Raw genomic sequence first — 14,691 nt, 5'->3', positions numbered from 1 at the left:
TCATGCCAGCATTGACGATGTGCGCGCTCACCCGCTGACCTGTGTCTTGTGACATATTCCGTCTATCGTCCATTTCGACCGAGCCATTGCTCAGCCAACGTACGAGCCTTTGCGTCCACCGCGAACACGACGTCCAGCTCATCCATCGAGACGACAGGCTCCCGATTCAAAACCTCGTCGATCATACTCGCGATTTCTGGATAGCGAATACGCCTGTCCAGAAAAGCCGCCACAGCGACTTCGTTGACCGCATTGAGCATCGCTGGCGCACTGTCCCCCGTTTCCGCAGCTTGCCGCGCCAACCGTAGGCATGGGAAGCGCAGTTCGTCCGGTGCATGGAAGTCCAGACGTGCGACAGTAAACAAATCCAATGGGGCGACACCCGAATCGATGCGCTCAGGCCATGCCAACGCATGGGCGATTGGGGTACGCATGTCTGGATTGCCCAACTGCGCCAACACCGAACCGTCCACATAGTCCACCATTGAGTGGATAACGCTCTGCGGGTGAATAACGACTTCGATCTGCTCGGGCCGGGCATCAAACAGCCAACAGGCTTCGATCAACTCGAGCCCCTTATTCATCATGCTCGCCGAATCAACCGAGATCTTGCGGCCCATCGACCAGTTTGGATGCGCACATGCCTGCTCTGGCGACACACCAGCGAGGTCCGACAGCGGCGTTTCACGGAACGGACCGCCCGATGCCGTCAGCAGAATGCGCCGAACACCCACGCCTGCGAGTCCGTTGGCGTAATGGCCCGGCAGGCATTGAAAGATTGCGTTGTGTTCGCTGTCTATTGGCAGCAGCACTGAGCCACTATGACGCACCGCCTGCATGAACAGGGCGCCGGACATGACTAGCGCTTCTTTGTTGGCGAGCAGGACTTTTTTGCCGGCCTCGACCGCCGCCAAGGTCGGACGCAAACCCGCAGCGCCCACGATGGCCGCCAACACGGTGTCGACCTGAGGATGAGCCGACACTTCGCATAGGCCTCCCTCCCCTGCCAATACGCGAGTATCCAAACCTATAGCCTGCAGGTCAGCCTGCAAGGTACGAGCAATCTCCGTCGTTGGCACAACAGCAAATTGCGGCTTGTGACGAACACACAGCGCCAGTAATTCGGTCAAACGGCTGAAGCCAGTCAACGCAAAAACCTGGTAACGCTCGGGATGCCGTGCGATGACATCCAGCGTGCTCAAACCCACAGAGCCGGTAGCACCGAGAACAGTAATCTGCTGAAGATTGCTCACATCACGCCCCAGTCAGCGGCCCACAGCAGCAATGCGAATATTGGAATTGCGGCAGTCAGACTGTCTATGCGATCAAGCACGCCGCCGTGTCCGGGCAACAGGTTGCTACTGTCCTTGATGCCGGACTTGCGCTTGAACATACTTTCGGTCAAGTCACCCACGACGGAAATCAGCACCACGATTGCCGCGCCGATCAGAGCAAAGAAAAACTGCGAAGCAGACCAGCTGCGAAAAATGCCAACGACAGCGGTGATCAGCAAGCTCACAACCAGACCACCGTACAAGCCTTCCCAACTTTTACCGGGACTGACTTTTGGTGCCAATTTGCGCTTGCCAAATGCCTTGCCGGAAAAATAGGCGCCGATATCCGCCCCCCAGACCAGCACCATGACCGACAGGATCAGCCAGTTACCCAGTTGCCACTGCTTGATCAAAATCAAACCTTGCCACGCAGGTAATAGAATCAGCAGACCGATCACCAACTTACAGAGCACACTGGACCAGTGCTCGCTTGAGTCCGGATACGTCAGCACCAGCCAGGTCGCTACCAACCACCACAACAACGCCGCCACCAGCACCCAAGGTGCAAGCCCCGGAAGCAGATAAAGGAAAAACAGCAGAACGGCGACAAAAACCGAGTAAAGAATTCGCGCCGACTGCGCCTCGAAACCTGCCAGACGCGCCCACTCCCATGCTCCGAGTGTAACGACCACGCCAATGAACAACGCAAAACTGCCGTCCTCAAGGAGGAAAAAGCCACACAGGGCTATCGGCAGCAAAATCAGCGCAGTGATGATCCGTTGTTTCAGCATTAAGCTCGGGCTCCAGCTTCTACCTGCTCGCTGGTTTTCCCAAAGCGGCGTTGGCGCAAAGCAAAATCGGCCAGCGCTTTGCGCATGGCATCGTGTTTGAAGTCCGGCCAAAACAGGTCGGAGAAGTACAGCTCGGCGTATGCTAGCTGCCATAACAGGAAGTTGCTGACCCGGTGCTCGCCGCCTGTGCGGATACAAAGGTCCGGCAAGGGCAGATCACCCGTCGCCAGGCAGGTCTGCAATAGCTCGGGCGTGATGTCCTCGGGACGCAAATGCCCCGCTTGAACTTCACGCGCCAAACGTTGCGCGGCCTGGGCGATATCCCACTGCCCACCATAATTGGCGGCAATCTGCAGGACGAAGCGGCTATTGCCAGCCGTACGTGCTTCAGCCTCACGAATCGCGGCTTGCAGCTCAGGGTGAAAACGCGAGCGATCACCGATGATTCGCAAACTGATGCCATTGTCATTCAGCCGCCTCGTCTCACGACGCAATGCGGTGAAGAACAGCTCCATTAACGCTCCCACCTCCTCCGCGGGGCGCTGCCAGTTTTCACTGGAGAAGGCGAACAGCGTCAACACCTCGACCTTGGCTTCGGCACACACCTCAATAACCGCTCGAACGGCATCAACGCCTGCCTTGTGACCGGCAACACCCGGCAGCAGACGCTTTTTTGCCCAACGATTGTTTCCATCCATGATGATCGCGACATGACGCGGCACCGACGACGGCTCAGCCAGCTTTGTCTTTTCCATGAAAGCTTCCGGCCCTTATACGGCCATCAGGTCTGCTTCTTTTTGTTTCACAGCCACTTCTATCTCGGCCACGAACTTGTCGGTCAACTTCTGAATGTCATCAGCGGCACGACGTTCTTCGTCTTCGCTGACTTCCTTCTCCTTGACCAGATCCTTGAATTGGCTGAGGGCATCACGACGGATATTACGCACAGCGACGCGAGCGTCTTCCGCAGCATCACGCGCCTGCTTGGTAAAGCCTTTGCGGGTTTCTTCCGTCAATGCGGGCATGGAGATCAACAACAGCTCACCCAGGTTAGTCGGATTGAAGCCCAAGCCAGAACTCTGAATGGCTTTGTCTACCGCCGCCAACATGTTGCGCTCGAACGCCACGACTTGCAGGGTGCGCGAATCCTTCACGGTCACGTTGGCCACCTGGTTCAGCGGAGTATCAGAGCCGTAGTAAGGCACCATGACACCACCGAGAATACTCGGATGGGCCTGGCCGGTGCGGATGCGGCTGAATGCATGAGCCAGCGACTCCAGGGATTTTTGCATACGCACCTGAGCGTCTTTCTTGATTTCGTTGATCATTGTTGGCCTTCCTCGATCAGGGTTCCTTCAGCACCGCCATGCACGATATTCAGCAGGGCACCGGGCTTGTTCATATTAAATACACGCAGCGGCATCTTGTGGTCGCGACACAGGCAGATCGCCGTCAGGTCCATCACACCCAATTTGCGATCCAGCACTTCATCGTAGGTCAGATGATCGAACTTCTCGGCATGTGGGTCTTTGAACGGGTCCGCAGTGTACACGCCATCCACCTTGGTCGCCTTCAACACAACATCAGCATCGATTTCGATTGCTCGCAGGCAAGCAGCTGAGTCGGTGGTGAAGAACGGATTACCGGTACCTGCCGCGAAAATCACCACTTCCCTGGCGTTCAGATGACGCATGGCCTTGCGACGATCATAGTGATCGGTCACACCCACCATGGAGATGGCCGACATGACGATAGCCGGGATGTTGGCGCGCTCCAACGCATCACGCATCGCCAGTGCATTCATCACCGTGGCCAGCATGCCCATGTGATCGCCCGTGACCCGATCCATGCCCGCAGCGCTCAAGGCGGCGCCACGAAACAGGTTCCCGCCACCAATGACCAGACCGACCTGAACACCAATGCCAACCAATTGGCCGACTTCCAATGCCATGCGATCCAAGACTTTAGGGTCAATACCGAACTCTTCGGACCCCATCAGGGCCTCGCCGCTAAGCTTGAGTAGAATGCGTTTATAGCGAGCTTGATAACCACTGCCCTGCTGAGCCATTGCGAATCTCTCCTGCGGCGTTTAAAAAAAATCTATGTTGCGAGCTGGTTTCAGCTTGCGCTAACTCTAGGCTACAACGTCAGGGAAATGCAGCCTTGTCAGCCGCATCCTGAAAAACAAATTCCTCCCATCGCTTTGACAAAGAGGCTGCGCGCGTGAGCGGGCAGCCTCTTTGGGGCGACAGTTGGATAACCGTCTTACTTCTTGCTGGCAGCTACTTGAGCAGCGACTTCTTCAGCGAAGTTATCGACTGGCTTCTCGATGCCTTCGCCCACTTTGTAGTAAGTGAAGGATACGATTTCAGCGCCGGCTTTCTTGGCCAACTCACCGACCTTGATTTCAGGGTTCTTAACGAACGCTTGCTCAACCAGGCTGGCTTCGGCCAGAAACTTGGAGATACGACCGCCAACCATTTTTTCAACGATTTCGGCTGGCTTGCCTTTGATCTTGTCTTCGTTCAGTTGCAGGAAAACACCTTTTTCACGCTCAATCGCTTCGGCCGAAACTTCCGAAGGCAGCAGGAACTCAGGGTTGCTTGCAGCAACGTGCATCGCAATGTCTTTGGCCAGTTCAGCGTCGCCGCCTTTCAGAACCACGACCACACCGATCTTGTTGCCGTGCAGGTAAGCGTTGACCACGTCACCTTCAATGCTGGCCAGACGACGGATATTGACGTTCTCGCCAACCTTCGCAACCAGTGCAGTACGCTCGACTTCCAGCGCTTCAATCAGCGGAGCCACATCGGTGATTTTGTCAGCGAAGGCTTTTTCGAGGCCGCTAGTAACGAAGTTCTTGAAATCGTCCTGCAAAGCCAAAAAGTCGGTCTGCGAGTTGACTTCGAGGATGACCGCACGCTTGCCGTCTTCGCTTACCTTAACGCCGATAGCGCCTTCAGCAGCGATGTTGCCCGCTTTTTTGGCTGCCTTGATCGCGCCCGAAGCACGCATGTCATCAATGGCTTTTTCGATGTCGCCGCCAGCCTTGGTCAAGGCTTTCTTGCAGTCCATCATGCCTTCGCCGGTACGCTCGCGCAGTTCTTTGACCAACGCTGCAGTAATCTCTGCCATTTCAAAATCCTCTTTGGATAGGTCTTCAACCATTCCACCCGCCTGAACGGGCGTTCAAATTCTTGAAAATCCATGCTGACAGCTGCACATGACCATTCGACCGATGGCAACGCCAGAGGGTTTTCGAGGTGGCAAAAAGGGGGCAGAGCCCCCTTTTTGCGTACTGAGTAAACGCCAGGCGTTAGTTACTCAGCCTTCAACTGCCACTGCTGGAGCTTCTTCGACGAACACGTCGGTGCCACCAGCAACGTTGTTGCGACCACGGATTACAGCATCGGCCATCGAACCCATGTACAACTGGATAGCGCGGATTGCGTCATCGTTGCCTGGGATGATGTAGTCAACGCCTTCCGGGCTGCTATTGGTATCAACTACGCCGATAACCGGGATACCCAGTTTGTTGGCTTCGGTGATCGCAATACGCTCGTGATCAACGTCGATAACGAACAGTGCGTCTGGCAGACCGCCCATGTCCTTGATACCACCGAGGCTACGATCCAGCTTTTCCAGGTCGCGAGTGCGCATCAGCGCTTCTTTCTTGGTCAGCTTGGCGAAAGTACCGTCTTCTGACTGAATTTCAAGATCACGCAGACGCTTGATGGAAGCACGGATGGTTTTGAAGTTGGTGAGCATGCCGCCCAACCAGCGGTGATCGACGTACGGCGAGTTGCAACGTGCAGCTTCTTCAGCAACGATCTTGCCGGCGGAACGCTTGGTGCCGACGAACAGAATCTTGTTTTTGCCCTGGGCCAGGCGCTCTACGAAAGTCAAAGCTTCGTTGAACATAGGCAGGGTTTTTTCAAGGTTGATGATGTGAATCTTGTTACGCGCGCCGAAAATGTACTTACCCATTTTCGGGTTCCAGTAACGGGTTTGGTGACCGAAGTGCACACCGGCCTTCAGCATATCGCGCATGTTGACTTGGGACATGATAGTTCCTTGATAAGTCGGGTTAGGCCTCCACGTATCCCAATGACCAACCAACGGCTCGAGCCGAGGGCACCCAGGTCATCGTGTCGACACGTGTGTGGGTTTAAGCTTGCGGGACGTACCCCGGAAAGCGGCGCATTTTATATCACAAAAGACCTGATAACGAAACCCGTAATAAGATCCTGTTTCTTCGGGCGTTTTTACATCCTGCGCCAGCGGCGACTCCTGCCATTGCATCTTCTATTAGAGACAGCAACGATAACTGCCCTTCCTACGGTCTGGTAGAATCACGCTTTTCCGTGTTTAGCTGCGGCCCCGCCGCGCCCAGAGAGCCTTGTATGACCGTCACCATCAAAACCCCCGAAGACATCGAAAAGATGCGTATCGCTGGCCGCCTGGCCGCCGACGTACTGGAAATGATCGGTGCGTACGTCAAGCCCGGCGTCACCACTGAAGAGCTTGATCGCATCTGCCACGACTACATCGTCAATGAGCAAAAAGCCATTCCTGCGCCCCTCAATTACAAAGGCTTCCCGAAGTCGATCTGCACCTCGATCAATCATGTGGTCTGCCACGGTATTCCGAACGAAAAGGCCTTGAAAGAAGGCGATGTGCTGAACATCGACGTCACTGTCATCAAGGACGGCTACCACGGCGATACCAGCAAAATGTTCCATGTAGGCAAAGTGCCAGAATGGGCTGAACGCCTGTCCAGGATCACCCAGGAATGCCTGTATAAAGGCATCGAGGCGGTGAAACCAGGCGCTCACCTGGGCGATATCGGCGAAGTTATCCAGAAGCATGCAGAAAAAAACGGCTTCTCGGTGGTTCGCGAATACTGTGGCCATGGCATCGGCAAGGTATTTCACGAAGAGCCGCAGGTGCTGCACTACGGCAAGGCGGGTACTGGCATGGAACTCAAGGAAGGCATGACCTTCACCATCGAGCCAATGATCAATCAGGGCAAGGCCGAAACCCGCCTTCTGGGCGATGGCTGGACAGCAATCACCAAGGACCGCAAGCTGTCCGCTCAGTGGGAGCACACCCTACTCGTCACCGCCAGTGGCTATGAGATTTTCACCCTTCGCAGCGACGACACGATTGCCCGCACGTCGGCCTGATCCTGCGCCGACGTTGATGACATACGGCCCGATATAAATAGAAGGAAAGCAGTTCGATGCCGCAGGTGGATCCAGATTTGTTCGATCGCGGCCAGTTTCAGGCCGAACTGGCGCTGAAGGCGAGCCCGATCGCGGCCTTCAAGAAAGCCATTCGTCAGGCGCATGAAGTACTTGATGAGCGCTTCAAGTCAGGACGCGACATCCGTCGCCTGATCGAGGACCGCGCCTGGTTTGTCGATAACATCCTGCAACAGGCGTGGGAGCATTTCGATTGGAGCGAAGATGCCGATATCGCCTTGTTGGCGGTCGGTGGCTATGGCCGCGGCGAATTGCACCCGTACTCCGATATCGATCTGTTGATCCTGCTGGACAGCGCCGACCACGAAGTTTTTCGCGAACCCATCGAACGTTTTCTGACGCTGCTGTGGGACATCGGCCTGGAGGTCGGACAAAGCGTGCGCTCAGTGGACGAGTGCGCGGTCGAGGCACGTGCTGACCTGACAGTGATTACCAACCTGATGGAAAGCCGCACCATCGCCGGCCCCGAGCGGCTACGCAAGCGCATGCTGGAAGTCACCAGCCCCAAAGAGATGTGGCCGAGCAAAGAGTTTTTCCTGGCCAAGCGCGCCGAACAAAAAAACCGTCACCATAAGTACAACGACACCGAATATAACCTGGAGCCCAATGTGAAGGGTTCGCCGGGCGGCCTGCGCGACATCCAGACCATCCTGTGGGTGGCGCGTCGCCAGTACGGCACGTTGAATCTGCATGCGCTCGCTGGTGAGGGCTTTTTGCTCGAGAGCGAAAATAACCTGCTGGCTTCGTCCCAGGAATTCCTATGGAAAGTGCGCTATGCACTGCACATGCTGGCGGGCCGCTCCGAAGACAGGCTGTTGTTCGACCATCAAAACACCATCGCGCGCCTGCTGGGCTATCAGGACAGCGACGCAAAGCTGGCGATCGAACGTTTCATGCAGAAGTATTATCGGGTGGTCATGAGCATCGCGCAGTTGAGCGACCTGATCATTCAGCACTTCGAGGAAGTCATTCTCTCAGACGATCAGAATGCACTGACCGAATCAATCAACACACGCTTCCAACTGCACGACGGCTACATCGAAGCCACGCATCTGAACGTTTTCAAACGTACGCCGTTCGCGATGCTGGAGATTTTTGTGTTGATGGCTCAGCGGCCCGAAATCAAGGGCGTGCGCGCCGACACCATCCGCCTGCTGCGTGAGCACCGGCATCTGATCAACGACGACTTCCGTAACGATATTCGTAACACCAGCCTGTTCATTGAGCTGTTCAAGTGCGAGATCGGCATCCATCGCAACCTGCGCCGGATGAACCGCTACGGTATTCTCGGGCTGTATCTGCCGGAGTTCGGCCATATCGTGGGACAGATGCAGCACGATCTGTTTCACATCTATACAGTCGATGCTCACACGCTGAATCTGATCAAACATCTGCGTAAGCTGCAGTACACGCAGGTATCAGACAAATTCCCGCTGGCCAGCAAGATCATGGGCAAGCTGCCCAAACCAGAACTGATCTACCTGGCAGGCTTGTACCACGACATCGGCAAAGGCCGTGGTGGCGATCATTCCGAGCTGGGCGCACACGATGCCGAAGCGTTCAGTATTCGCCATCACTTGCCAACGTGGGACACGCACCTGATTGTCTGGCTGGTGCAGAACCACCTGGTGATGTCCACCACCGCACAGCGTAAAGATTTGTCCGATCCGCAAGTGATCCACGATTTCGCCCAATTCGTCGGCGATGAAGTGCATTTGGATTATCTGTACGTACTGACAGTTGCCGACATTAACGCGACCAATCCAACGCTGTGGAACTCCTGGCGTGCCAGCCTTTTGCGCCAGCTGTACACCGAAACCAAGCGTGCGCTGAAGCGCGGGCTGGAGAACCCGGTCGACCGCGAAGAGCAAATCCGCCGCACGCAAACCGCTGCGCTGGACATCCTCGTTCGCAATGGCACCGACCCTGATGATGTCGAGCAACTGTGGTCACAGTTGGGTGACGACTACTTCCTGCGTCATACCGCTGGCGACGTGGCCTGGCATAGCGATGCGATCCTGCAACAACCTGCCGACGGCGGGCCACTGGTGCTGATCAAGGAAACCACGCAGCGCGAATTCGAGGGCGGCACGCAGATCTTCATTTATGCCCCTGACCAACACGATTTCTTCGCAGTGACTGTGGCCGCGATGGACCAACTGAACCTGAACATCCACGACGCCCGAGTCATTACCTCGACCAGCCAGTTCACTCTCGACACCTATATAGTGCTCGACAGCGAAGGCGGCTCGATCGGCGACAATCCACAGCGTATCAAAGACATTCGCGATGGTTTGACCGAAGCACTGCGCAACCCCGACGACTACCCGACGATCATCAAACGCCGCGTACCGCGTCAGCTCAAACACTTTGCATTCGCGCCTCAGGTCACGATTTCCAATGATGCCCAGCGGCCAGTGACGGTGCTGGAGCTCAGCGCACCGGACCGTCCGGGACTGCTGGCACGGATCGGCAAGATTTTCCTGGAGTTCGACCTGTCGTTGCAGAACGCCAAGATCGCCACGCTGGGCGAGCGTGTGGAAGACGTGTTCTTCATTACCGATGAGCACAACCAGCCATTGTCCGACCCGCAACTGTGCAGCCGTTTGCAAGATGCCATCGTCGAACAGCTCAGCGTCAATCAAGAGCCCACCGGCGAATGGCGCATCAGCATTTGAATAGCCCGAACATTCGATTCAATAGCGTCCCGCCAACCCGGTTATCCAAGGCTGGGACGTCCTGCTCATTGAGACCGACACCCGATGAATAATGCCCTGCAACAGCTTCAACCATACCCGTTCGAAAAGCTCCGCGTTCTGCTCGGCAGCGTCAAACCGAATCCGGACAAGCGCCCTATTGCCTTGTCGATTGGTGAGCCCAAGCACAAATCGCCAGCATTCGTGGCGCAAGTGCTGGCGGCCAACCTCGATCAAATGGCGGTCTACCCAACGACTGCGGGTACCCCTGCGGTGCGTGAAGCCATCGCGAGTTGGTGCGAACGGCGCTTTGACGTGCCGAGCGGCTGGCTCGATCCAGCGAAACATGTGTTGCCGGTAAACGGCACCCGTGAGGCGCTGTTTGCATTCACCCAGACCGTGGTCAATCGCGACGACAACGGCTTGGTGGTCAGTCCAAACCCGTTCTATCAGATCTACGAAGGCGCAGCGCTTCTGGCCGGAGCCACGCCGCACTACCTGCCATGCTTGCAAGAGCACGGGTTCAACCCGGATTTCGACGCAGTACCCGACGACATCTGGAATCGCTGCCAGATTCTGTTCCTCTGCTCGCCAGGTAACCCGACTGGCGCGCTGATTCCGCTGGCAACCCTGAAAAAGCTGATCGCGCTGGCCGACAAACATGATTTTGTGATCGCAGCAGACGAGTGCTACAGCGAACTGTATTTCGACGAACAAACCCCGCCCGCCGGGCTGCTCAGCGCCTGCGTGGCATTGGGTCGCCAGGATTTCAAGCGTTGCGTGGTGTTCCACAGCCTGTCCAAACGCTCAAACCTGCCAGGCTTGCGTTCGGGTTTCGTCGCGGGTGATGCCGAGATTCTCAAGGCGTTCCTGCTGTATCGCACCTACCACGGTTGTGCGATGCCTATTCAAACCCAATTGGCGAGTGTCGCAGCCTGGAACGATGAGGAGCACGTGCGCGCCAACCGCACGCTGTATCGCGAAAAATTCGATGCCGTGCTGGAAATCCTTTCGCCTGTGCTGGACGTGCAACGCCCTGATGGCGGTTTCTATCTGTGGCCGAATGTGGGCACCGACGACACCGAGTTCTGTCGTGACCTGTTCGAGGCCGAGCACGTGACCGTGGTCCCGGGTTCGTACCTGTCCCGTGAAGTCGATGGTTTCAACCCCGGAGCGGGTCGTGTGCGCCTGGCGCTGGTTGCGCCTCTGGCGGAATGCATTGAAGCAGCAGAACGTATTCGCGACTTCATAAACCAACGATAAGCCCAAAGATGGATAGGTCTGGGGAAGTCTGCCAAACGGATGAATACCCGGCTATCTCCTTATGTATGTGGAGCGATCACTGACAGGCGGTCGCGCCACTACCCATTGCCCTATCAAATGGCGACGATTATTCGCCGCGGGGTGCTCTGTTGATCGAGACCGACAACCGGTCAACCACTTGCGACTCGGCTACGTTAAATCAAACTCAAGAAGTGCATATAAAACGCCGTCAGCAACCCTAAATAAATACCACCTGCGACCTGTGGCAAACCTGTTACCTCCAAACTTCATTTGTCATGACCTTGGAGGTCTCTTGATGTCAAACCCTCAACCATCCAATCCTACGTCCATGTCTCTGTGTATCCAGAAACACGCAGAGGATTATCAAGCCTCGTACGAAACCGCCATTCGAGAAGACCAAGCCAACGCCGCTATTACGCCTACCTATGAAAGCGAATACGGCACCGAGGCTCAAGGCGATCGTCAACCGAGGTTATTGGTAGCGTTCACCAAATATTGGGCACGCGGTCGAACACTCAAAATCGAGTTTTTGAACCATCTGCCAGACATTCTGAAACAACCATTCATCGATGCCGCAAATCAGTGGTTACCTCACATCAATCTGAAGTTTGATTTCGTATCCACAGGTCCCAGCGATATACGCATTGCAATGACAAACAGCATCCATAGCAGTGAAGTCGGCACCGATGCCTTGTTGGTTCCGCAGAATCAACCCACCATGACGTTCAACCTCTCGCACCTGCTCACTGGCGAAGTGGTCGATAACAAGCTGGTCACAAAACCTGATTTCGAGCGTACGGTGATACATGAATTTGGGCACATGCTGGGCGCCGTGCATGAGCACCAGCATCCAAAATCGAACATCCCCTGGGACCATGCGAAACTGCGGCAACTCCTGTATGCGGCCGGATACACCGAAGAACAGATACACGCCAACTTCCTTGATCGTTACGAGGCGGCCGATTATCACTACACCGACTACGACCCAGGTTCAGTGATGCACTTCGATGTACCCAATGCCCTGACCGTTGGAGATTTCCAAATCATCAACACTAACAAGACGCTCAGCCAGAAGGACATCGAGTTAATGAGCAGCATTTATCCGGCCAGAACCAACTCGCGGTTCGGATAGAAGTGACCACTTGCCTGGGGCTGTCTGCCGTTTCGTTGTGAGCCACAATCAAACGGCAGATCCTAGGGAGGCGATGCGAAATTGGCTTCGGTGATGTCCAGTTCGGCCAGGACCAACGCAAGCACGTCATCACCGATCTGGTGATGACGATGCAGTCTGTACAGCTCAAGCCGCTGCGCCCGCAAGGCACTGACGCGCATCTTGCGCTCCAATACGTCCATCTGAAACGCCAAGGCCTGAGCCTCGGCTGTGTCGTTGAAGATTTCCAGACGATGACGATATTCGGACATGATCCGTGCTTTCACTTCAGTCGCCAGCACCGCTTGTGCAGCATCGGGCGAGGTAGTGGCATCGGTCATTTCTTCGTTTTCCAGGGCGTGAATCGCCGCCTCGGCGGTGCGCTTCCAAGCCTCGCGAACCTCGCGTTTCATCTGCAAATCGGGTTGGTTTTTCACTCCACGCAACAACAGTGGCAACGCAATACTGGCGCAGACCAATGACAGCAGAATCACCCCCGCCGCGATGAAAATCAGCAAATCGCGCTCAGGGAACTCTACCTTGGCCGAGATCAGCATAGGCACCGATAACGTACCGGCAAGGGTCACCGCCCCGCGCACACCACCCACGGTCAACAGCAAGGAAGAACGCATGGTGGGCTCAAGCGAATGTCCACGCCAGCGCCTTAGCACAACCATCAAGCGCCAAGTGCTTTGCACCCAGATGTAACGCAAGACGACCAACACCAGAAAAATCGCTAACACATCCAGACAGCGCCATAACAGTGTCGGCCACAGCGTTGCCTCGTCGCGGGTGACGGCGCCGATGATGTCCGGCAACTGCAACCCAAGCAGGAGGAATATCAATCCGTTGAAAGCGAATTCGAGCAGCGTCCAGACACTGCGATTGAGCAGCCGAGTGCTGGTCTGGCGTGGCAGCAAGTCGACCCAACTCTGCATCATTCCCGCCGCGACGGCCGAGAGAATACCCGAAGCTCCCAACTGCTCCGCGAGCACGTAAGCGGCAAAGGGTAATAACAACATGAACACCACATGTGTGGCGGGATCATCCCAGCCACGGGCAATCATCCAACTGCGAAAACGCCCAACCAACCAACTCAACGCGACACCGACAGCCAAACCGCCACAGGCCACTAGCACGAAAATCAGACTGGCGTCGGCCAGCGAAAACACGCCGGTGATCGCTGCGACCAACGCGAATTTGAACGTCACCAAGCCCGTTGCATCATTCATCAGCGCCTCGCCCTGCAGCATGCGCATGATTGGCGCAGGCAGACGATCCTGAGCAATCGCAGAAACGGCAACGGCGTCTGTAGGCGAAAGCACCGCGGCCAGTGCGAAGGCTACCGGCAGCGATATGCCAGGCAAAATCCAATGGATAAAGTAGCCGGCGCCGATCACCGTGAAGATCACCAAGCCGACAGCCAGCGTCAGAATCGGCCCGCGATAACGCCAGAGATCACGCTTTGGCATGCGCCAACCGTCCGAAAACAACAACGGAGGCAGGAACAGAAACAGAAACAGCTCAGGATCCAGAGCCACATGCAGTCCGAGGGTCGGCCAGGCCAACAAGGCGCCAGCGGCGATCTGCACCAGCGGCAACGGCAGAGGAATCACCCGCGCAACCAATCGTGAAAGGCCTACCAGCGTCAGCAAAATAAGGACTGTATAGGCTGTTTGCATAGGTGCGCTTTCCTGATCGGGGAAGTTCTGACTGATACCTGGAGACTGACTCCGGTGCAGCTTCGAAGTGCCATCTTAGCGGGTTAAGCTGTCGCTTCGCCGCTACCCGTAGGTATAAACGGGTATTGCGTGCATAGCAGCTGGATAAACACATCAGCAGGCCAAGCCCAGTGCGCTTGTCCATGGCATAATCCGTCACCGTTTTTTTCCAACCATCTCATCGGGGGCAGGCTCATGGCTGATGAAATCAACACGTTGCACCTGTACGGTATCAAAGCCTGGGATACCCTACGACTCTCATAATTCACTATGCATATCAATAGTTTGAATCAAAACAAGGGCTAAAAACAGGCAAGGTATTTAATCGTTGCCGACCCAATGAAATCAAATGCTTGCGGTTTCATTTTGGGGAGCCAACAGACCGGAAATCCCCTCCTACCTCCCGGCATGCTGCCGACGATCACCTATCCAGCTTTGCACTTCCCTGTCCACAGATGATCGATTTTCGCCGTGAACCTTTGGCTCATCCAATCGTGCCGCATAGGGCATT

12 protein-coding genes are annotated in these 14,691 nt (G+C 55.8%); 4 read left to right on the top strand and 8 right to left on the bottom strand.

Going from position 1 to position 14,691, the window contains the following annotated elements; all coding sequences use genetic code 11:
• Window positions 1-62 precede the first annotated feature (62 nt).
• The 7 genes from ispC to rpsB form a co-directional block, all read right to left on the bottom strand.
• On the bottom strand, window positions 63-1,253 hold the full coding sequence (ispC, locus tag VGC62_RS21315) for a 1-deoxy-D-xylulose-5-phosphate reductoisomerase (protein WP_331189058.1): 1,191 nt from the start codon (window positions 1,251-1,253) through the stop codon (window positions 63-65).
• Entirely contained in the window at window positions 1,250-2,065 is an 816-nt protein-coding gene (locus VGC62_RS21310) for a phosphatidate cytidylyltransferase (protein WP_331189057.1), read from the bottom strand. The genes ispC and VGC62_RS21310 overlap by 4 nt, the downstream gene beginning before the upstream one ends.
• Complete coding sequence (gene uppS / locus VGC62_RS21305) at window positions 2,065-2,820, bottom strand: polyprenyl diphosphate synthase (protein ID WP_331189056.1); 756 nt, start codon at window positions 2,818-2,820, stop codon at window positions 2,065-2,067. The genes VGC62_RS21310 and uppS overlap by 1 nt, the downstream gene beginning before the upstream one ends.
• Window positions 2,821-2,835: 15 nt before the next feature.
• The gene (gene frr, locus VGC62_RS21300) at window positions 2,836-3,393 is read right to left on the bottom strand and encodes a ribosome recycling factor (protein ID WP_331189055.1); all 558 of its coding nucleotides are present in this window, start codon (window positions 3,391-3,393) and stop codon (window positions 2,836-2,838) included.
• Window positions 3,390-4,133 (bottom strand): UMP kinase, encoded by a 744-nt coding sequence (gene pyrH / locus VGC62_RS21295; protein ID WP_331189054.1) that lies wholly within the window; start codon window positions 4,131-4,133, stop codon window positions 3,390-3,392. The genes frr and pyrH overlap by 4 nt, the downstream gene beginning before the upstream one ends.
• 197 nt (window positions 4,134-4,330) lie before the next feature.
• Window positions 4,331-5,200 carry a translation elongation factor Ts gene (tsf, locus tag VGC62_RS21290; protein WP_331189053.1) on the bottom strand — a complete coding sequence of 290 codons (870 nt, stop codon included), beginning with the start codon at window positions 5,198-5,200 and terminating at the stop codon, window positions 4,331-4,333.
• A gap of 189 nt (window positions 5,201-5,389) precedes the next feature.
• A complete protein-coding gene (gene rpsB / locus VGC62_RS21285; protein WP_268799910.1) occupies window positions 5,390-6,130 on the bottom strand; it encodes a 30S ribosomal protein S2 in 741 nt (246 codons plus the stop codon).
• Window positions 6,131-6,468: 338 nt separating this feature from the next.
• Between rpsB and map the strand changes: the two genes are divergently transcribed.
• The 4 genes from map (at window position 6,469) to VGC62_RS21265 (ending at window position 12,441) form a co-directional block, all read left to right on the top strand.
• On the top strand, window positions 6,469-7,251 hold the full coding sequence (gene map, locus VGC62_RS21280; RefSeq protein ID WP_331189052.1) for a type I methionyl aminopeptidase: 783 nt from the start codon (window positions 6,469-6,471) through the stop codon (window positions 7,249-7,251).
• 56 nt (window positions 7,252-7,307) lie between these two features.
• The gene (locus tag VGC62_RS21275) at window positions 7,308-10,007 is read left to right on the top strand and encodes a [protein-PII] uridylyltransferase (RefSeq protein WP_331189051.1); all 2,700 of its coding nucleotides are present in this window, start codon (window positions 7,308-7,310) and stop codon (window positions 10,005-10,007) included.
• Between the two features lie 84 nt (window positions 10,008-10,091).
• On the top strand, window positions 10,092-11,288 hold the full coding sequence (dapC, locus tag VGC62_RS21270) for a succinyldiaminopimelate transaminase (protein ID WP_331189050.1): 1,197 nt from the start codon (window positions 10,092-10,094) through the stop codon (window positions 11,286-11,288).
• Between the two features lie 316 nt (window positions 11,289-11,604).
• Complete coding sequence (locus VGC62_RS21265; protein ID WP_331189049.1) at window positions 11,605-12,441, top strand: matrixin family metalloprotease; 837 nt, start codon at window positions 11,605-11,607, stop codon at window positions 12,439-12,441.
• A 62-nt stretch (window positions 12,442-12,503) separates the two neighbouring features.
• Here VGC62_RS21265 and VGC62_RS21260 read toward each other — a convergent pair whose 3' ends face one another.
• Window positions 12,504-14,141, bottom strand: coding sequence for a Na+/H+ antiporter (locus tag VGC62_RS21260; RefSeq protein ID WP_331189048.1), 1,638 nt, complete (start codon window positions 14,139-14,141; stop codon window positions 12,504-12,506).
• Window positions 14,142-14,691 lie beyond the last annotated feature (550 nt).

Origin of the sequence: Pseudomonas sp. (genome assembly GCF_036404235.1) — a bacterium.
GTDB lineage: Bacteria > Pseudomonadota > Gammaproteobacteria > Pseudomonadales > Pseudomonadaceae > Aquipseudomonas.
This window is presented reverse-complemented; position numbering and strand designations above follow the sequence as displayed.